Origin of the sequence: Bacillus chungangensis, assembly GCF_030812995.1 — a bacterium.
Lineage (GTDB): Bacteria > Bacillota > Bacilli > Bacillales > Bacillaceae_C > Bacillus_CF > Bacillus_CF chungangensis.
The window spans coordinates 105649-126165 of sequence record NZ_JAUSTT010000004.1; the positions used below are offsets into that span (position 1 = coordinate 105649).

Here is a 20517-nt window from a genome sequence, read left to right on the forward strand (position 1 = left end):
TCCAGTTACCATGTATATTCAGTGACGAGAATTTATGTTAAGAGCATACATACTCAGTGAGATAAGCTTAATCGTCACTTTCCCTTCTCTCCCAGTTTCGTCCTTCATGTTCTACCGTCTTCCCTGGATAATCTTTAGCATGCTCCTCACCATTTAATACACGGAGTGCACCTTCTGCCAATGCTTTTAATTCATTTTCTCCAGGCTGTACAATAACGTCGGCAATCCAGCTTATTTTTTGGCTGATCGCTTGTACAAATTGGCTGCCATACGCAAGGCCGCCTGTCAAGATGATGGCATCGACATTGCCATCTAAGACTGCACTCGCCGCGCCAATTTCTTTGGCAATTTGATAGGCCATCGCATCATAGATAAATTTAGCATACATATCACCATTTTCTATCATCTTCTCAATCTTGACCGCATCATTCGTACCGAGATATCCTACTAGTCCACCTTGTCCTACCAGTTTCTTTATTATCTCCTCTCGATAATACTTGCCTGAGAAGCACAATGCAACCAAGTCACCTGCTGGAACGGTTCCTGCCCGCTCAGGGCTAAAAGGCCCGTCGCCATTCAGCCCATTATTTACATCAATTACTCGGCCCCCTCGATGGACGCCAACTGTTATTCCGCCGCCCATATGGACAACAATAAGCCGCAAATCTTGATAACTTCTCCCAAGCTGCTTTGCAACTCTTCGCGCAACAGCCTTTTGATTAAGAGCATGAAAAATACTTTTTCTTTCAATAAGCGGTAATCCCGAAATCCTAGCAATTGGCTCCAACTCATCTACTACTACGGGATCAACAATAAAAGAAGGAATATCTAGTTCTCTAGCAATTTCAAATGCAAGAACTCCACCTAAATTAGAAGCATGTTGACCAGCATACCCTTTGCGAAGATCTTCAAGCATTTGTTCATTTACTACATATGTACCTCCCTCAATTGGGCGCAACAATCCACCCCGGCCACAAATAGCACGGAGGCTTGATAAAGGGATATTTGCTTTTGAAAGAGTGTCTAAAATAATTTTTTTTCGACTTTCATATTGATCAAATACAGAATGAAATGTATTCAGTTCTTGAATGGAATGACGAATCGTTTCTTCAAAAATGGCATCATCCTCTTGAAAGACACCAATTTTAGTAGAAGTAGATCCAGGGTTGATTACAAGAATGAGTTGTTTTTCTTGCAATATGTGTACCGTTACGAAAAACTTATAAAAACTCTCTACTGCAATAAGTTAGATTGAAGAACATCATCATGACGAAAATTAGAAGCCGCAGTAGTATATCTTCTTCGTTTTTAACATGTTGCACGTTTTTCGATAACGACTACCCTCCTTATGCATGTCGGTTTATCGAGATACCTTTCGCTGCAACCTTCGAAAGTGTTTCTCTATACTTTTCATCTTGATGTTGCAAGGGGCAAGACCCAAATTAATATCCAGTATTCCCCAATATTAGAGGGAATCGCATCTAGCTGGCTAAACACGTGTACTGATAAAATTCATTGAAGTTAGGTCTTAATCAACGATGCCTTCTACGTCTTTCGTTGTTGATAACTGAATCATCCCAGATGATCAATTCCCCGCCGCACCAAAAAGAATTGCTTTATTAGCACGGCAGGCGAATTTGCATCGTTGGAGGATAGAATGGGTGTAACTTTACTTATTGCCAAGAAGGAGAAAGTGCCTCATGATCCACTTTGTCAGCGTCCTCTAAGATTATTCATACACGAGCACTTAATATATGTCGTTCGTTCAATAAAAATGGACTGCGAGATTTTCTCATTTTCTCAATTCTTTCTTCCGCCATTCGATCTGCTGCTGCATAAGTCGGAATGGAATCACGTTTTGCAATTTCAATGACCTTTTCGACATTCTGATAAATCGATTCAACGCGCTTCATTGCCCGGTCTTTATTATACCCATATAATTCGTCGGCAACGTTAATGACGCCCCCAGCATTAATGACATAGTCAGGTGTATAGACAATACCCATTTCATGAATCTGATCGCCATGTCGAGCTTCTTTTAATTGGTTATTAGCCGAGCCAGCAATGACTTTTGCTTTTAACTGAGGTATTGTCTCATCGTTGATGATTGCACCTAAAGCACAAGGCGAAAAAATGTCGCAATTTACACGATAAATTTCATCTGTGTCTACAGCAGCTGCACCAAATTCTTCGACTGCACGCTTAACAGCTGCTTGATTAATATCTGTAACAACAAGCTGTGCTCCTTCTTTGTACAAATATCGGCACATCTCAAAAGCAACATTCCCGACACCCTGCACAGCAACTGTCCGGCCTTCCAACGAGTCAGTACCAAAGGCTTCTTTTGCCGCTGCCTTCATTCCGACATAACAGCCGTAAGCAGTTACTGGAGATGGATTTCCAGATGATCCAAAAGCAGGGGAAATACCTGTTACAAATTTTGTTTCTTCGTAAATCGTATCCATGTCTGCTACAGTCGTTCCAACATCTTCTGCTGTAATATAGCGCCCATTAAGTCCTTGAATAAAGCGCCCGAATGCACGAAACATCGCTTCACTTTTATCTTTTTTTGGATCACCGATAATGACTGTTTTTCCGCCGCCAAGATTTAAACCAGCAGCAGCGTTTTTGTAGGTCATTCCACGCGCCAACCGCAGGGCGTCTTCTATAGCTGCTTCTTCAGAATCATATGTCCACATTCTCGTTCCGCCTAATGCTGGTCCTAATGTTGTATCATGAATCGCAATGATTGCTTTAAGCCCCGATGCTTCATCGTAGCAAAATAATAGTTGTTCATAATCATATTTCCCCATGTAATCAAAAATTTGCATGATAAATCCCCCTGTCGTATCGTCAGATTATTGAAAAGTTGTCGAGAGAATCGCAAGTGCAATTGAATAGAGCTTATTTTGTGCACTATCTGCCCTTGATGTTAACACAATCGGAGCTTTTGCACCTACTACTACTGCTCCTACTTTTGCTTTGCCAAAATAAATAAGCGACTTATATAATATATTTCCTACTTCAATATTCGGTACGAGCAAAATATCCGCTTTGCCGGCTACCTCGCTCGTGATTCCTTTTTGCTTCATTGCGGTTATAGAAATTGCATTATCTAATGCCAAAGGGCCATCAATGACACAATCTTGAATTTGCCCCCTTCTATTCATTTGCGTTAGAGCAGCAGCATCAATAGTTGCTTGCATTGCGGGATTTACTACTTCAACAGCTGCTATTGGTGCAACTTTAGGATTGTTAACCCCAACTGCTCTAGCAATGATAACTGCATTTTGCACAATCTGTACTTTTTCCTGCAAATCTGGTGTTATATTCAAAGCGGCGTCTGATACAAAAAGCAAACGATTAAATCCAGCCGCCTCAAAACAAGCAACATGAGAAAGTATACGAGTGCCGCGCAAACCAAGCTCTCGATGAAGAACTGCTTTCAAAAGGGTAGATGTTGCAATATTGCCTTTCATTAAAACACTTGCCTCTCCACTTCGAACTGCTGCTACGGCACAAGCTTCAGGTGATGATGAATGTTTGATGCTTACATGTGCGCTTTTTAGCAATTGTGGATGATCCTTTTTTAATAATGTTTCTATCGCTGTTTGATCCCCAAACAACATAAAGGAAGCGAGTTTTCCTTCCACTGCCAGCGCTACTGCTTCCAGTACTTCTATATCGGCAGCGGCTGCAATTGCGATCGTTTGTTGCGGCATGGCTGCTGCTCTTGCGATTAATTCGTTTAAAACCATTTTCCCTGATCCTCTCTTCTGTTTCACACGATCAATTAAATTTGCAAGTTTTATGCCAATGAAACAAAGATTGAAAACGCTTTATTTCACTGATTATTATTTGCAATTAATTGCACAGAATGAAGTTTATTGCATGCTAAAACTATCAATTGAAAACTTTTCCAGTTTGTAATAAAGACTGCGGATAGAAATTCCTAATTGCTTCGCAGTTAATGTTTTGTTGCCTTTATTTTGTTTTAACCTTTGCAAAATCACTGTTTTTTCAAAATCAAGCAGGATTGAAGCCAAATCCTCATGCCCTTCGACAGCTGTAAACCTTTCTTTTTCTACTTTTGGCGTTTCCCATTCCGTGCTTTTTAGGAATTGTAAATGTTTCACATCAATATGTGTTTCATTAAATTGCATAAATATCATCGCTCGCCCAAGAATATTTTCTAATTCACGAACATTTCCCGGCCACTCATATGAAAATAAAGTTTTCATTGCACCGCTTGTTACGCCTTCGACATTGCGTCCATAGTCTTGATTAATTTTTTGAATTAATCGATGGCAGAGTTCAGGAATATCACCTTTTCGCATTCGAAGAGGAGGAATATGTATTGGCATTCTATTTAAACGATAATATAAATCTTCGCGAAATGTTCCTTCTGCCATTCTTTTTTCTAAATTTACATTAGTAGCGGCAATAATTCGAACATGTATCGGAATCGCCTTGGTTCCCCCGACTCGAACGATTTCATGCTCTTGAAGAACACGAAGTAATTTTGCTTGGGTATTGGCACTCAGTTCACCAATTTCGTCAAGAAAAATGCTTCCATCATTTGCTTCTTCGAACAAACCTTTTTTTCCACCTTTTTTTGCTCCAGAAAACGCGCCGTCTTCATAACCAAAGAGTTCACTTTCCAGCAGCGATTCTGAAATTGCGGCACAGTTGACACGAACAAATTTGTTATAGCGTCGGTCACTAGCATGATGAATGGCATGAGCAAACAATTCTTTGCCTGTTCCTGACTCTCCTCTAAGTAAAATTGTCGCTGGCGTTTTAGCCCCCAGCTTTGCTTGCCCAACGGCAAGGCTCATTTCTTCAGAATCACCAATAATATCTGCAAATGTGTACTTCGCTTCAAGGGTACGGATTATTTGACGAGCTCGATCCAATTCCTTTGTCAATGCTTGGATTTCAGAAACATCGTGAACAACACCGACACTTCCTTTTAATGTATCATTTACAATAATCGGGGCAACATTGACGATAACCTCTTTTTTTAATGGCCCTAATAGCATTTTAACGCCCCGAACTGCTTTACGAGTGTTCAACACTTTCAAATGCATACTTTCTCCTTCAGAAATATCCGCAGTAGCTGGTTTGTCGATCACTTGCTCTTTCGTCAAGCCTGTAATTCTTGTATAAGCTGGATTGATTAAAATTCCACGGCCTCGTTCATCTACAACCGATATAGCATCGTCGCTTGAGAAGATAATAGCTTCTAACATTGTTTGTATTTCCTTTAAATTTGTTACTTCTTCGGCTAATCGGACTACTTCTGTCGTATCTTTAAAAACGGATAATGCACCAATCATTTCATCTTGCTCATTAATCATCGGGATTCTAGTAGCGATAATGTTTAATCCGTTATTCAACACGCCTTTTTGGTTTATTTCTGCAACTCGTGTCTGCAGCACCCTAAGCATCTTCGTATCTGGTATCACTTTTCGAACATCGTTTCCTACAGCATCCTGCTGTGAAACGCCTGTCATTCTTTCGGCACTTTTATTAAAATAAATAACCTTGCCCGTTTTATCAATGACTACCATGCCTTCATCTGTCGAATTAAAAATTAAATCTCTTTTGTACGTTTCGTTCATTAAAGTAGTGATTAATTCACCTTTTTCTTCCATCAGCTGCGCAATTAAATATGCGATGCTTCCAGGGATAAGCACCGTATTTTTGCTTCTAGCTTCTCGAATTTCTCGAAAAACATTGTCATCTCCTGTTACATCAAAAATAATATCAATCTCATCGTTTAACCAATCTCGCCATTGTGCTCCTGTTTTTATCCCTGCTTCTCTCGCTTTTTTCATCCCTTCTGCTTGATCATTAGGGTCAACAACAGCAACGATGCGAAAAGTCGTTTCTTTTAAAATTTCTAATATTGCTTTTCCGCCTTTACCACCGCCAACCACTAAGACATTTTGCAAGGTTTTTCCTCCTTCATCCCAACACTCTTTTGCAATGATCTTCACGTCTCTATTTTAAGGAAAAATCAATCCCTTGACAAATTTATGTGATGTTATATGCTTTTTTAGAAGCATGATATGAAGGAGAATAAAGTAATGGGACGTTTGGTGGCGCTGATTATCTTAGTCATTCCAGGTATTTTAGCTGGCTATGGAATTAAAATGATGAGGGACATGCTATTCGGCATCTTGCTTCATCCTTATCCTAATCTCAGTATTCAATTTTTATTAGGACTCGTATTCTTTGTTGCTGGATTAAGTTTTATTGCAGGTTTTATATTTAGACGTGATCAAAAACGAAATAAAGTACAAAAACGTTTTATTAGAAAAAAAAATGAATGAAAAGAAAAAAGCTGTATGATTGCATACAGACTTTTTTTATGCTGGAAAAAATCGATTCCAACCTCAATATTTTTTGTCTCGCAATTTAACTGCCAATGCGGGAAAATCAGTGATAACTGCTGTACATTGATAGGAAAATAGCCGCTGTAAATCTCTTTCTCTATTGACAGTATATGGTCTTACAGAAATACCGTTCTCCTCAGTTGCTCTTATAGCTTGTTCAGAAATAACTCCCCATTTCGGATGAATTCCTTTAGCACCGATAGATTCCGCATAGACCCACGGCATAAAAATGTTTTCTGAATACAGCGGCGCTGTTTCTATTTCTGGTGCAATTTGATGACAATGTACGATTGAATAGTGGTTAAAAGATGAGAAAATGATTCTGTCCTCCAGTTGATAATCTCTCACTAATTGCACCACTTTATTTTCGAGTTCCAATGAGTTGGACTTGTTTGATTTAAATTCTACATTACAAATTAACGTGTTGGTGCATAGCCAGTCAAAAACCTCGACCAACGTGGGAATATAATGCTTTCGATTGAGATGCTTCCACATATAGCTGGCATCCATCTTCTTTAGTTCTCGGAGTGTATAATGTTTCACATGACCTTTTTTATTTGTCGTCCGATTTACTTTACGATCATGGATGACAACAATTTCGCCATCCGCAGATAGCTGAACATCCAGTTCAATACCATCTGCTTCCATTGCCTCCGCTGCTATAAAGGCTTCCATTGTATTTTCAGGATGTGTTCCCGATGCCCCCCTATGAGCAAAAACCATCGTTTTTTTCATCTGTTAATTCTCCTCTTCATTGTTTCATCTGCATTTCTCTAATCTATTTTTATGAGCAACATCACGATAAATTCCGAATCAGTTCGTGCAAGAACAAGTTGCCTATAAAAAGTGAAAGTTGAAGAAACTTTGCAAATTTGATGAAGATTCATCACTGCAAAGATTGTATAATTTAATGAAAATTTAATGAAAACATATCATTCATAAGGTTATTTATTAAAAACAATTGCAGGAACAGATGCTTAGACATTATATTACAGTAAAGCCGTCGACGAAATACATTCATTCCCCAACGATATAATTTAGACATTGTTCATATTATACGTTGCGTTAACTATTTTTATAATTGGACAAAATAGCACAAAAATATTAAAAATAGTCCGATGGAATTATCATATCTTCGTAAAACTGTTTAGGTACGATAAGATAATGATAAAATAGTGGAATAACTAAGGCGTTTATAGTCAAAATCGATTAGAGATCGTTTCAATAATGGTAAGGATTATAACTTTTGAATGAGTTAATCAACCAATTCCATCTAAGGCTGCATGAATTTATACATAGAAAAAAAGCCTCGTCGTACAGGCGGGGCTTCTTCATTTCGGCCAGTGCCGCATCATGAAAACGTGTACATATTTATCGCGATGAATACGAAAAAAATATCTGAATTGCAATGAGCTATTTATCGAACAGATGACGACTTACTTAAATCGAAGATGAACTTATCGCTGGTATAAGATTTATCGGAATGATGACGCCCAATTCATCGGAGAAAGTGAGTAATTGAGCGATACAAACCCAGTAATACCAAAGCTATGAAGCGCGGTGTTCTAATCTAAGCTTGTCTGCAACCATCGCTATAAACTCTGAGTTGGTTGGTTTTGCTTTTGACATGCTGATCGTATAGCCAAATAAAGAAGAAATTGAATCAATATTGCCTCTACTCCAAGCGACTTCAATAGCATGGCGAATCGCTCGTTCTACGCGGCTTGCTGTCGTATTATATTTTTTAGCAATATCCGGGTAAAGCACTTTCGTAATCGAACCTAATAATTCGATGTCGTTATATACCATCGAAATTGCTTCTCGTAAATATAGATAACCTTTTATATGAGCAGGGACACCAATCTCATGAATAATACTTGTAATACTCGCGTCTAAATTTTTTGGCTTTTGCTCAGCAGGCACTTTTGCGGTCATTTTTTTCACCAGATGACTTGCCTTTCCACTTACCTGTCTAATATTTTGGATTAAATTTTCCATATCAAAAGGTTTTAGGATAAAATAGGAAGCGCCAAGTTCAACTGCTTTTTTGGTCACATCTTCTTGACCAAATGCGGTCAGCATAATGACATTTGGATATGATTCCTGATTAGATTCCTTTAATCTTTGTAAAACACCAAGACCATCTAAATGAGGCATTATGATGTCTAGAATAAGAACATCCACTTGAGATTCAGCTAATAATTCCAAGCATTCTTGACCATGATAAGCTACTCCAGTAACTTCCATATCATCTTGAGAAGCTATGTATTCCTCTAATAATCCTACTAGTTCGCGATTATCATCAACGATACATACTTTTATTTTTTTCATCAACATATCCTCCTTCAATATTTACATGTATTGTTAATCACATATTCTAAATAACCATTTCGACAAAGGCCCATTAATTCCTCTATTTTCTTAAAAATTTCTAAAAAAATAGTTGTTTTCTTTAATTTTCTTTCATATTCTTTTGTTTTCGATATTTTTCGTCAGAATAAACTCTTTCTGTCAAAATTTGCTGAAAAAAATAAACAGGCAGTGACAATCACTGCCTGTTGGCTTTTAGCTCGCTTTTTCTTGTTCGGATTCATACATATCGATTCCCGCATCATGAAGCATCCATTCAATATGGACACCGTAGCCTGAAGTCGGATCATTTACAAAAACATGGGTAACAGCACCAATGAGTTTTCCATCTTGAATAATGGGGCTACCGCTCATTCCTTGGACAATTCCGCCTGTTTTTTTAAGTAAGTTCGGATCTGTCACTTTAATAACCATTCCTTTTGTTGCTGGGAATTTTTGTGGAATTGTGGTAACAATTTCAATATCATAAGGATGAACTTTGTCACCATCCACAACGGTTAATATTTGGGCCGGTCCTTCTTTTACTTGATGTGATAATGCAATGGACATTGGTTGATCGAACACACCATTTTTTAAATCTTCTTTTAAATGCCCAAAAATACCAAATGGACTGTTTTTCTTAATATTTCCAATCACTTCTCGATTCGTTGAAAAATCAGCTAATTTTTCTCCAGGATTCCCATTAATACCTTTCTCTATAGATGTAACAGTTGATTTTACTAACTGTCCATCGTCAACAACAATCGGCTTCTTCGTATCCATATCAGAAATGACATGTCCTAATGCACCGTACTTTTTTGATTTTGGTTCATAGAAAGTCATTGTTCCGATGCCAGCAGCCGAATCACGTATATAGAGACCCAGCTTAAAAAAATGCTCTGTTTTATCTTTTAATGGCATTAATGTTGTAGTAATTGTTTCTTTGTCACGTTGAATCTTCATTTGAAGCGGTTTTTGTTCTTCTCCTGCTTTCTGCACGATTGGGGTAACATCTTCCATTTTTTCAATTTTATTTCCGTTTATATTCATAATGATGTCACCGACTTTTATTCCCGCTTCTTCCCCAGGAGATTTTTTTTCTTCACCTGAATCTACCAAGTGATGGCCAACAACCAATACACCCAAAGTATTCAATTTTACACCAATTGATTGCCCTCCAGGCATCATTTTTAAATTCTTTTTTACATCTACATTTAGTTTTTTTATTGGAATTCCGGCGAGCTTTAAAATGACTTCATCGCTGCCAACTTTGTCGCCGGTGATCGTAAGTTTATTTTCTTCTTCTGAAATGCCTATCTTTTGCTGATCACTCTGCACAAATGCAGTAGCAGAGGCAGCTTTCTTTAGTTGAAATGTTTCCCCTTCCAATAAAGTGACATGTTGAGGAACTTGTACATATGCTTTAAATGGTTGATAAAATCCTAATAAACAAAGTGAAACAAGGAGAATCCCACCAATTACTTTTCTAACATGATCCCATTGCAAATTTTTCCACTCTCCTCGCTCCAGTCCACACTTGTCCACCATGAACGTTTTTATGGCTACACTGTTAATGTAGCCTTGATTGTCATGATTTATAAGTGGAAGTAAGGAAAAAAAGCTGCCCATTATGGATAGTAATGCAAACTTCATGTAATCGTTTATTTATGTTTGCGGCTGTGATATATAAAAATGTTTAAAAAACCTTAAAAGTAATTTTAAGGTTTTTTGTCATTAATCGTTTTTTATTGTATAAGCAAGTTCAAGCAGTTCATTTGCGTGTTGTATTGTTAGATCTGTCATTTCAACGCCAGAAATCATTCGTGCAATTTCTTTCACCTGTTCATGTTTATCTAAAATGTTAACAGATGTACTCGTCCGCTTTTTCGCTGTACTCTTTGCAATATATAAATGAGTATCTGCCATTGCAGCAACTTGAGGCAAATGGGAGATGCATAGTACTTGTGAATGCAGAGAGACTTGATAAATTTTTTCGGCAATTGCTTGAGCAACTCTTCCACTTACACCAGTGTCGACTTCATCAAAAATAATAGAAGTGATTCCTTGGTGTTGAGAAAAAATTGTTTTCAACGCAAGCATTATTCTTGATAATTCTCCTCCTGATGCAACTTTTGCCAACGGTTTTAACGGCTCTCCAGGATTGGTGGAAATATAAAATTCAATGATATCGACCCCATTTTTTCGATATCGAACCCGATGGTTGTTATCCATCATCGGTGATTGAAAATAAACTTCAAAGACCGTCTTATCCATATATAACTGTTTTAATTCATGGTGGATAGCATTTGTTAGCCTTTTCGCCCATTTTTTACGAAGGGAGCTTAAATGTTTTGCTTCTAAAAATAAATCTTGCTCAATCGAATTTAATGTTTGCTGCAACTCTTCAATATAGTTCTCTTTATTTGTTATTTTTTCAATTTCCTCGTCAATTTTTGCACAATAGGTTAAAATATCTTGGATAGAAGCACCGTATTTTCTTTTTAATTGGTTGATTTCATTTAACCGCTCTTCAATTTGGTTGAGCCTATTGGGATCAAATTCCAATTGCTCTAATTCATTTCTTATTGTCCTTGCAGCATCCTCAAGCATATAGTAGCTGTTTGTGACTGTTTCTTTTAATGCTTGGTGCTGTATATCAATTTCTGCTGCTGTTTCTAATTGACTCATGACATGCCCGATCCAATCCAATCCACGTTGTTCTCCTTGAATGGCTTCATAGCTTGTCTGCATTGCTTCGTATAACTTTCCAAAGTTAAGCAGCTTTTGTTTTTCTTGGGATAATAATTCGTCTTCTTCGATCTGAAGCTCTGCTGTTTGAATTTCGTTCCTTTGAAATTGAAGTAAATCCAAACGATGCGCCATTTCCTGTTCGTTGTCATATAGTTGATGCAGCTGTTTTTCTACTCGTTCATATTGCTTATAAATTTCCTGGTAATTGCAAAGTGCTGCAGCAATCTCAGATGAGCCATATTGATCAAGGAAGGATAAGTGCAACGATTCATTCATTAACGCTTGATGTTCATGCTGACTGTGAATATCAATCAGAGTTCCCCCTATTTCTCGAAGGATGCTAATTGTAACAAGTTTTCCATTGATCCGACAGGTGCTTTTTCCTGAACTTAGTATGTCTCTTCGCAGCACGACCATTCCATCCTCAATATCAATTCCAAATTCCGTTGCTTTTTGATAGCAAGGATGCGTATGATCGTCAAGGATGAACAAGCCTTCCATCTCTGCTTTTTTTTCTCCGTGGCGAATATATTCAACAGAACCACGACCACCAACTAATAAATGCAAAGCATCGATAATAATGGATTTTCCAGCCCCAGTTTCTCCCGTTAATACCGTTAGTCCTGATTCCAACGAAAGCTGAAGGTGATCAATGATAGCAAAATTTTTGATTGATAATTCTTGTAACAAATGTCGTTCACCTCAATACTTAAAATGTTCATTCAATCAATCATGAATGAATCTCATCGTGATGACAAATTAGTAAACGTTCTACAGCATTTCTAAAAACTTTTTCGATAGTAACTCTGCATCGTCTAATCTCTTGCAAATAATTAAACACGTGTCGTCGCCGCAAAGCGTTCCCACAATCTCTCCCCAATCAAGATTATCAATTAAAACACCAATTGCATGAGCATTTCCCGGCAGTGTTTTAATGACGAGCATATGTCCCGCGGTGTCAATGCTTACAAAAGAATCTGTTAGTGTTCTTTTTAATTTTTGCAGCGGGTTAAAGCGTTTGTCTGCTGGCAGACTATATTTATATCTTCCATCTGGAAGCGGCACTTTTACTAAATGAAGTTCTTTAATATCTCTTGAAATGGTTGCTTGCGTTACTTTGTAACCTGCATTTTTTAAATGATCCACTAAATCATCTTGTGTTTCGATATCATTATGAGTTATTAATTCACGTATTTTTATATGGCGTTGACCTTTATTCAACATTGTCCACCTCTACTTTGTACCTGCATCTTGTATCATTATTCTATTTAATACAACCATACTAGCTTAATTTTTGTAAAAAGTATACTTTTGTACTTGATTTTATTAGTGGGGGTGATTTTAATTTGTAGAGAACTGCTGGTGAGGAAGGGAAAAGAGTAAGCGAAAAGATGCTTTTTTTCCTCTTCTCCGCTCATAAATTATTATTTAAAACTTTGATGTGCTTCTGCTACGACTGTTTTTATTACGTTACTAAGCTGCTCCATTGTATCCAAGTGACTTGTCCCGAACCATTGAAGATGAAGTAAAAATTCAATGTTGCCTTCTCCACCTGTGATAGGCGAATAGGAGAGGTTCTGAAAAGAATACCCTTCTTTTAATGCCAACTCAATGACATTTGTAAGTACCAATTCATGGATCTTCGCATCTCGAACAATCCCTTTTTTGCCAACTTGATCTTTGCCAGCTTCAAACTGAGGCTTGACTAAAGCGATAATATCACTATTGGGCATTAGCAATGCTTTTAGTGGTGGAAAGATAAGCTTAAGAGAAATAAAAGAGACATCGATCGTCGCAATATTTGGCTGTTCATTCGTAAGATCACTTGGCTTTACATAGCGAAAATTTGTTCTTTCCATGACAATGACACGTGAATCATTGCGCAGCTTCCATGCTAATTGATTGTAGCCGACATCAAGTGCGTAGGACAATTTTGCACCGTTTTGCAAAGCACAATCAGTAAAGCCGCCAGTAGATGCACCAATATCAAGTAAAATCCGCTCTTTCATATCTATTTTAAATACGTTTAATGCTTTTTCTAACTTTAGACCGCCACGGCTGACATAAGGCAGTGTTTTTCCTTTTATCGTCAAAGGAATATCTATCTTTACCTTTTCACCAGGTTTATCGAGGCGGTTTTCATTTGAAAAAACAAGTCCAGCCATAATCGCCCGTTTTGCTTTTTCTCTCGTTTCACTTAAACCTCGTTCTACTAGCAGAAGATCGAGGCGCTGTTTGTCTATTTTCATGTTCTTAAGCCCTTTTTTGTTTTTTTGGTGTAATTGCCTGCACCCGTTTCACAATACCTTCTGTCGTTAATCCGATATCTTCCAGCAATTTTTCTACTTTTCCATGTTCGATAAAGGTATCAGGAATGCCGAGCCGATCAATGACTGGGTGGTAATAATGATGTTTTGAAGCATATTCAAGTACTGCACTTCCAAATCCACCTTGTAAAACAGCTTCTTCAACAGTTAGTATCGGCATTGTTGCTTCAATGATTTGTTGGAGCATATCTTCATCAAGCGGCTTTAAAAAGCGGGCATTGATAACTTTCACTGAAATTCCTAGCTTTTCTAAGCATTCTGCCGCTTCCAAAGCCATTGGAATCGTTGTGCCGAAGGTTAAAATACAAGTGTCCTTGCCTTCTCGCAGCACTTCCCAAGAACCAATAGGAATTTTTTCTAACTTTTCGTCCAAAGGAACGCCTAAGCCGTTTCCACGCGGAAAGCGCATAGCAATCGGACCTTCGTCATATTGCAAAGCAGTGTACACCATGTGCTGGCCTTCATTTTCATCTTTCGGCATCATCAGTGTCATATTTGGCAAATGCCGTAAAAACGCAATATCAAATACTCCTTGATGCGTCTCGCCATCAGCACCAACTAATCCAGCTCTGTCAATGCCAATAAAAACATTTAGATTAGGTCGGCAAATATCGTGAACAACTTGATCATACGCCCTTTGTAGAAAAGTGGAGTATATAGCTAAAAATGGCTTCATCTGCTGTGTTGCCAAACCAGCTGCCATTGTAGCTGCATGTTGTTCTGCTATTCCAACGTCATACATTCGATCTGGAAATTCTTCAGCAAACTTTTCAAGCTTGGAGCCAACTGGCATCGCTGGTGTTATAGCAACAATTCGTTCGTCCTCTCGAGCCATTTTTCGTACTGTTTCACTTACTAATGAACTCCATGCAGGCGGTCCTCCGACAGGTTTGATGATATCGCCGGTTTCAATTTTATATGGGCCTGTACCATGCCAAGTACCAATCGTGTCTCTCTCAGCAGGATGATAGCCTTTTCCTTTTTTTGTAATAACATGCAGCAATACAGGGCCTTTTGTTTTACGTGCATATTTTAAATTCTCCAGCAACGATTCATAACAATGGCCATCAACTGGTCCAAGATACGTAAAACCAAGCTCTTCAAAAAAAACACCTGAAACAACTAAGTATTTTAAGCTGTCTTTTACTCGTTCTGCTGTAGCAGCTAATTTTCCGCCAACCGCTGGAATCTTCTTTACTAAGTATTCCAGCTCATCTTTTACCCACTGGTATTTCCCCGCTGTTCTCAGCCTTCCAAGTATGTTATGAAGTGCTCCGACATTAGGGGCAATAGACATCTCATTGTCATTAAGAACGACAATAATATCTTTTTGTTCATCTCCGATATGGTTTAAAGCTTCCAGTGCCATGCCGCCTGTCAATGCACCATCACCAATAACCGGGATAATAAAAGAGTCCTCTTTTTTTAAATCACGGGCAATTGCCATCCCCATTGCAGCTGACAGCGATGTCGAACTATGACCAGTTTCCCAAACATCATGGTTGCTTTCACGCATTTTAGGAAAGCCGCATAAACCTTCATATTGTCTTAACGTATCAAATTGGCTGGCGCGCCCTGTTAAAATTTTGTGTACATAGGATTGATGCCCAACATCCCAAAGAATTTTATCTTTCGGACTGTCAAAAATTTTATGCAAAGCAATCGTTAATTCGACTACGCCTAAATTCGGACCTATATGTCCGCCTGTTTTGGATAGTGTCTCAATTAAAAAACATCGAATATCATCACTTAATTCCTTCAATTCTGAGATGGGCATTTTCTTCAAAAAGGAAGGATCTTTTATTGATAAAATATCCAAATTTGGACAACTCACTTTCGTTTCTTAGTTACTTTCAACGCTTTTTTATTTTTGCGTCTTTTTTCTTTAATTATAACGATATGACATTTTTCCTCAAGAAATTGCAATACTTTTCCTACGAGAAATATAATGGAACGAGCATATCGAATGGCAAATGACTTCCCAAAAGCTTTTCCTCCAACTGTCACAGCGGCAATTAAACTTGCGAGCGCCACGTTTAATCCATATTCTAAAATGGTACCGTTGCCAATCTGGTAGCTATGTGCTAATTGAATAATTACAAGTGTAGCAGCTGTCCCACTAATAATCCCCGATATATCCCCGATCACATCATTACAGAAGGAAGCAAAACGGTCAGCATTACGAATAATTCGAATAGCATACTTTGCTCCATATACTTTTTTGGCAGCCATGGAATGAAAAGGTTTTTCGTCAGCCGCAGTTGACGCAATGCCAAGCATATCAAAAAAAATACCAATTAGCACGATAAATAACACAACAAGTAATCCAAATGACCAAGATGCACCGTTCAAGATGCTATTAGAGGCAATGGAAAAAAGAGCCGCTAACACAAAAGTGATAACGGCAATGCTGACACTCCATTTTATTGAGTTTTTTATAAAATCTTTCATTTATTAAATTATTCACCATTTTCTTTTTTTATGTATACAGGAAAATGCAGTTAAGGGCAGTGAATGATTTACTGCCCGTCATGATATAACTTAAATGGATGGTCATATAAAAAGTAAACATTACGGCTTAGGTCCAGTAGGTTTTCCCAAGTAGATACCGAGTGTCGCCACCGCGGCGGTTTCCCTTTAAATCCACATTAGCCTTGTCGCCATAAGCTAGACTGGATTACCACTTAGTCCGTACTCTAACCCTCTTTATATGTCCGATAGAACAGTCTAGGAGATTTCCTCAACAATCTTTAACCAAGCTCCTAGCCTCTTTTGCAAAGCTGATTTCATATGGGCGTAAAAGAACCTATCAATGGCCAACCAATAAGCTCTTTTTTACCATAATCCTCTCAAACTTCACTCAAGGCAGGCTACGCTGCTAGCGGCGTTTCCGCTCACATCACAGGTTATATTCCGTTTTCGATATTGAAAACAGAACCTCCGCGGAGAAAGGGTCAACGCCCACATGCCATTGTGGATCGCCCTTACTCCTTACTCCCAGCTTTGACCCAAGGCTGGGCGCCTCAAGCCAAAACAAGAAACTTCATCGATGTGCCCTTTAGTGGATTTTTAGCCCCACCTTCAGAACCGGTAGATTGACTAGAATACTGCACCATCCTATAGCGTTTTTCAATCTTATTATAACATACGTTTACGATGCATGCTAGTGGTCTCGTGCGCCAATCAAATCTGTTAATTCCATCAGCAGCTCAGTATTTAATTCTGTTTTCTGAAGCGATTGCTTTGCTGCCTTTAAATGCTTATTAAGATGTTTCTTGGCGCCATCTAAAGTAAGTAAAGCAGGATAGGTGCTTTTTTGATTGCCAGTATCGCTTCCCACTGGTTTTCCAAGTTTCATTTGATCGCCTTCAATGTCTAAAATATCATCGCGAATCTGAAAAGCTAGACCTAAATGTGTAGCAAATGTTTCAAATAATTGAAATTGCTGTTTGCTCGCTTCACAAATAATTGCCCCAGCTAACACAGCAAACGTTAAGAGTTTTCCTGTCTTATGGAGATGAATGTATTCCATTTCTTCAAAAGTCAGCTGCTTATTTTCTCCTTGAATGTCAGCAGTTTGACCGCCAACCATACCCTCAGGACCAGCATGCTTGGCAAGAAATGCAATTAACCTGACTTTTTGTTCGGCATCAAGATCAGTTGCTTCCGCTATTCGTTGGAATCCAAAAGTAAGCAGGGCATCGCCGGCCAGAATAGCAAATGCTTCACCAAATACTTTATGGTTTGTCAGCTTGCCGCGCCGAAAGTCATCATTATCCATGCTTGGCAAATCATCGTGAATAAGCGAATAAGTATGGATCATTTCCAGCGCCGCTGCAATCGGCATCCCGATAACGGGATCACGTTGAAAAGCCTGGATGGTAGCAAATAAGAGAATAGGCCTGATTCTTTTTCCACCGGCTTGAAGAGAGTAATCCATTGCTTCCTTTATAATAGATGGAGCATTTAACTGCGACACAGCTAATCGCATATCCTCCTCTAATCGCTGTTTATAAGATTTCATAAAAGCATCTAACGTTGCGTGACTCATGGCTTAATCCCCCTCTTGCATCTGAAACGGCTCTTCACCATCTTCTGTTATCACTTTTGTCAGCTGCTCTTCCACTACTTTTAATTTATCATGGCATATTTTTGAAAGCTCGATGCCTTGTTTGTAAATATGCAATGCTTCTTCTAAAGGTACATCTCCCTCTTCCAACCTTTCCACAATCACTTCCAGCTTCTCCATTGCTTGTTCAAAAGTAAGCTCCTTAGCCATTGGTTCTCCCTTCCTCCGTTTGATCTACCGTACAAAATAATTTGCCATCGCTTAATTCCAGTTCAATTGCATCTTGTTGTTTCACTTGTTTGATGCTTTTTAAGATCGTTCCATCTGCTGCATATGCTAGAGAAAAGCCTCGTTCCATGATTCTTAATGGACTTAGCGCTTCTAATGTAGCCACTGTTTTAGCAAAATCTTGCTGTTTTTGCCGTAAAGTAATGGCAAACTGCTGATAAAGCGCTTTTTTTAATTGCTCGCATTTTTCCTTACTTGTCATTAGTTTTTCTGTCGGATGCCTTCTTTTTAATCTTTTTTCAAGATTCATGAATGAATCAGTTGCTTTCTGATATAAAAAAACTTGTTCGCGCCGAAGTTTTTCCGTTAGCTTATCTAGATTTTCCATTTTTTGTTCGTAAAGCTTATGTGGATTACGAAATATATAGGATTGTTCGATAAAATGAAGCCTTTTCCGCTCAATTCTTACTTTTTCTCCAATACTTCTGACAAGCCTTGATTTCCTGTTCAGAAGTCGTTCAAGGAGTTCATCTAAATGCGGAACAGCCAACTCAGCTGCTGCTGTTGGAGTCGGAGCCCGCAAATCAGCAACAAAATCAGCAATTGTGAAATCTGTCTCATGTCCGACAGCTGAAATAATAGGAATCTTTGAATGATGGATCGCAAATGCGACCAATTCTTCATTGAATGCCCATAATTCTTCAATTGATCCCCCGCCTCGTCCTACAATTAGAACGTCCGCTTTCCTTCCTTCGTTTGCATTTTCAATAGCACATTTAATAGAGTCTGCTGCACGTTCTCCTTGTACGAGAGCTGGAAAAACAAGAATTTTCCCCATTGGGTATCTTCTTTTAATCGTCGTAATAATATCACGAATTGCGGCTCCAGTTGGCGATGTAATCACCCCTATTGTTTCTGGATAAGGTGGAATGGCTTGTTTTTTATCTGGATCAAATAAACCCATTTTCCCCAATTTTTCTTTTAGTTGCTCATAAGCAACAAACAAAGCTCCAAGTCCATCAGGTTCCATGTTTTTTACGTAGAGCTGGTATTGTCCACTTGCTTCATAAACAGATATACTGCCGCAAACTAATACATTCATCCCATTCTCCGGCTTGAAGGGGAGTCCTTTATTAGCAGATGAAAACATCACTGCCATTATACGCGCGTTGCTGTCCTTTAGGGTGAAATACATATGTCCACTCGTATGTTCTTTAAAGTTAGATATTTCACCCTTTACATAAATATTTGCTAAATAAGGATCAGCAGTAAATTTTCGACTAATATATTTTGTTAAAGCTTTCACTGTAAGGTATTTTCCGTTTGACATAATCCACACCCTTTAAAAGAATGACCTCAATTATACCTAGAACCAATGAGACTTTTTCAATTCCTTTATCACTTAAGGCTGGGAGCTTTCTGCCAATTAAATATGGGATCAATTAGAAGTATCAAGCAAGCATTCCTTTTCTTGTTTACAGCTTGAGCCGCCTTGTACTTACCCTAATTCGGTGATATTTCTATTATGAATGCTGCAGCTGATTCTTTGCTGATTGCAGCGTATTATGTAAGAGCATCGTAATGGTCATTGGCCCAACTCCACCAGGAACCGGCGTTATGTAAGATGCTTTATCTTTTACTTGTTCAAAATCAACGTCTCCACATAGTGCTCCTGTTTCATCGCGGTTGATCCCGACATCGATCACGATAGCTCCTTCTTTTATATGAGAAGCAGTAATGAAGTTTGCTTTCCCAATTGCAGCGATCAAAATATCGGCTTGTTTTGTATAAGTAGTTAATTCTTTTGTGCGAGAATGACAATAAGTCACGGTCGCGTGTTCATTCAATAAAAGTTGTCCGATCGGTTTACCAACGATATTACTTCTTCCAACAACGACCGCATGCTTTCCTTCTATAGAAATGCCGCTATCATGTAGAAGCTCCATAATGCCATATGGTGTACAAGGCAGAAATGCATCTTGTCCTGTCATCATTTTGCCGATATTAATCGGATGAAAGCCATCCACATCTTTTTCAGGTACAATCGTGTCAATAACCTTCATATCTGAAATATGAACTGGAAGCGGCAATTGGACTAAAATTCCATGAATAGAATGATCATCATTTAATTCCTTAATTTTGTCTAGAACTGTTTCTTCTGAAATTGTATCTGGAAACTCAATGAGCAGTGAATTCATCCCTAATGCTTTGCAGCTTTTCTGCTTGGAATTGACGTATGTACGAGAAGCAGGATTGTTGCCGATAAGAATCACAGCAAGTCCAGGTGTTATCCCTTGTTCTTTTAACATAGCTACTTCCTTTTTCATGCTTTCACGAAGTTTTTGTGCAAGTTTTTTACCATCCATTAAATAAGCTGTCATATTCATCCTCC

17 protein-coding genes are annotated in these 20517 nt (G+C 38.4%); 1 reads left to right on the plus strand and 16 read right to left on the minus strand.

Going from position 1 to position 20517, the window contains the following annotated elements; translation table 11 throughout:
* Positions 1-67: 67 nt before the first annotated feature.
* The 4 genes from buk to J2S08_RS04745 form a co-directional block, all read right to left on the minus strand.
* Positions 68-1201, minus strand: coding sequence for a butyrate kinase (gene buk / locus J2S08_RS04730; RefSeq protein ID WP_307227344.1), 1134 nt, complete (start codon positions 1199-1201; stop codon positions 68-70).
* Between the two features lie 532 nt (positions 1202-1733).
* Entirely contained in the window at positions 1734-2831 is a 1098-nt protein-coding gene (locus J2S08_RS04735) for a Leu/Phe/Val dehydrogenase (RefSeq protein WP_307227143.1), read from the minus strand.
* A 27-nt stretch (positions 2832-2858) separates the two neighbouring features.
* On the minus strand, positions 2859-3758 hold the full coding sequence (gene yqiS / locus J2S08_RS04740; RefSeq protein WP_307227145.1) for a phosphate butyryltransferase: 900 nt from the start codon (positions 3756-3758) through the stop codon (positions 2859-2861).
* A gap of 126 nt (positions 3759-3884) precedes the next feature.
* Entirely contained in the window at positions 3885-5957 is a 2073-nt protein-coding gene (locus tag J2S08_RS04745) for a sigma-54 interaction domain-containing protein (RefSeq protein WP_307227146.1), read from the minus strand.
* 135 nt (positions 5958-6092) lie between these two features.
* Between J2S08_RS04745 and J2S08_RS04750 the strand changes: the two genes are divergently transcribed.
* Positions 6093-6338 (plus strand): DUF2627 domain-containing protein, encoded by a 246-nt coding sequence (locus J2S08_RS04750; protein ID WP_307227148.1) that lies wholly within the window; start codon positions 6093-6095, stop codon positions 6336-6338.
* Between the two features lie 63 nt (positions 6339-6401).
* Here the strand turns inward: J2S08_RS04750 and J2S08_RS04755 are convergent, their stop codons facing one another.
* From J2S08_RS04755 to folD, 12 genes are all read right to left on the minus strand, one after another.
* The gene (locus J2S08_RS04755) at positions 6402-7136 is read right to left on the minus strand and encodes a glycerophosphodiester phosphodiesterase (RefSeq protein WP_307227150.1); all 735 of its coding nucleotides are present in this window, start codon (positions 7134-7136) and stop codon (positions 6402-6404) included.
* Positions 7137-7949: 813 nt separating this feature from the next.
* The gene (spo0A, locus tag J2S08_RS04760; RefSeq protein ID WP_307227152.1) at positions 7950-8732 is read right to left on the minus strand and encodes a sporulation transcription factor Spo0A; all 783 of its coding nucleotides are present in this window, start codon (positions 8730-8732) and stop codon (positions 7950-7952) included.
* Positions 8733-8966: 234 nt separating this feature from the next.
* Positions 8967-10256 (minus strand): SpoIVB peptidase, encoded by a 1290-nt coding sequence (spoIVB, locus tag J2S08_RS04765; RefSeq protein WP_307227154.1) that lies wholly within the window; start codon positions 10254-10256, stop codon positions 8967-8969.
* Between the two features lie 228 nt (positions 10257-10484).
* Entirely contained in the window at positions 10485-12191 is a 1707-nt protein-coding gene (recN, locus tag J2S08_RS04770; protein ID WP_307227156.1) for a DNA repair protein RecN, read from the minus strand.
* Positions 12192-12272: 81 nt separating this feature from the next.
* Positions 12273-12722 (minus strand): transcriptional regulator AhrC/ArgR, encoded by a 450-nt coding sequence (gene ahrC, locus J2S08_RS04775; protein WP_307227158.1) that lies wholly within the window; start codon positions 12720-12722, stop codon positions 12273-12275.
* 203 nt (positions 12723-12925) lie between these two features.
* Positions 12926-13750 carry a TlyA family RNA methyltransferase gene (locus J2S08_RS04780; protein ID WP_307227160.1) on the minus strand — a complete coding sequence of 275 codons (825 nt, stop codon included), beginning with the start codon at positions 13748-13750 and terminating at the stop codon, positions 12926-12928.
* 4 nt (positions 13751-13754) lie between these two features.
* Positions 13755-15647 (minus strand): 1-deoxy-D-xylulose-5-phosphate synthase, encoded by a 1893-nt coding sequence (gene dxs / locus J2S08_RS04785; RefSeq protein ID WP_307227162.1) that lies wholly within the window; start codon positions 15645-15647, stop codon positions 13755-13757.
* Between the two features lie 11 nt (positions 15648-15658).
* Positions 15659-16279, minus strand: coding sequence for a CNNM domain-containing protein (locus tag J2S08_RS04790; protein ID WP_307227163.1), 621 nt, complete (start codon positions 16277-16279; stop codon positions 15659-15661).
* A gap of 712 nt (positions 16280-16991) precedes the next feature.
* Positions 16992-17879 carry a polyprenyl synthetase family protein gene (locus J2S08_RS04795; protein ID WP_307227165.1) on the minus strand — a complete coding sequence of 296 codons (888 nt, stop codon included), beginning with the start codon at positions 17877-17879 and terminating at the stop codon, positions 16992-16994.
* Between the two features lie 3 nt (positions 17880-17882).
* Positions 17883-18107, minus strand: a complete 225-nt coding sequence (xseB, locus tag J2S08_RS04800) for an exodeoxyribonuclease VII small subunit (RefSeq protein ID WP_307227167.1) — start codon at positions 18105-18107, stop codon at positions 17883-17885.
* Positions 18100-19455: an exodeoxyribonuclease VII large subunit gene (xseA, locus tag J2S08_RS04805; protein ID WP_307227169.1), complete on the minus strand. Its 1356-nt coding sequence runs from the start codon at positions 19453-19455 to the stop codon at positions 18100-18102. The genes xseB and xseA overlap by 8 nt, the downstream gene beginning before the upstream one ends.
* A 193-nt stretch (positions 19456-19648) precedes the next feature.
* The gene (gene folD, locus J2S08_RS04810; RefSeq protein ID WP_307227171.1) at positions 19649-20506 is read right to left on the minus strand and encodes a bifunctional methylenetetrahydrofolate dehydrogenase/methenyltetrahydrofolate cyclohydrolase FolD; all 858 of its coding nucleotides are present in this window, start codon (positions 20504-20506) and stop codon (positions 19649-19651) included.
* Between the last annotated feature and the right edge of the window lie 11 nt (positions 20507-20517).

Coding starts and splice junctions, on each gene's coding strand:
- J2S08_RS04735 (WP_307227143.1), bottom strand. CDS start 2,831: ATGCAAATTTTTGATTACATGGGGAAATATGATTATGAACAACTATTA.
- yqiS (WP_307227145.1), bottom strand. CDS start 3,758: ATGGTTTTAAACGAATTAATCGCAAGAGCAGCAGCCATGCCGCAACAA.
- J2S08_RS04750 (WP_307227148.1), top strand. CDS start 6,093: ATGGGACGTTTGGTGGCGCTGATTATCTTAGTCATTCCAGGTATTTTA.
- J2S08_RS04755 (WP_307227150.1), bottom strand. CDS start 7,136: ATGAAAAAAACGATGGTTTTTGCTCATAGGGGGGCATCGGGAACACAT.
- spo0A (WP_307227152.1), bottom strand. CDS start 8,732: ATGAAAAAAATAAAAGTATGTATCGTTGATGATAATCGCGAACTAGTA.
- J2S08_RS04780 (WP_307227160.1), bottom strand. CDS start 13,750: ATGAAAATAGACAAACAGCGCCTCGATCTTCTGCTAGTAGAACGAGGT.
- J2S08_RS04790 (WP_307227163.1), bottom strand. CDS start 16,279: ATGAAAGATTTTATAAAAAACTCAATAAAATGGAGTGTCAGCATTGCC.
- J2S08_RS04795 (WP_307227165.1), bottom strand. CDS start 17,879: ATGAGTCACGCAACGTTAGATGCTTTTATGAAATCTTATAAACAGCGA.
- xseB (WP_307227167.1), bottom strand. CDS start 18,107: ATGGCTAAGGAGCTTACTTTTGAACAAGCAATGGAGAAGCTGGAAGTG.
- xseA (WP_307227169.1), bottom strand. CDS start 19,455: ATGTCAAACGGAAAATACCTTACAGTGAAAGCTTTAACAAAATATATT.
- folD (WP_307227171.1), bottom strand. CDS start 20,506: ATGACAGCTTATTTAATGGATGGTAAAAAACTTGCACAAAAACTTCGT.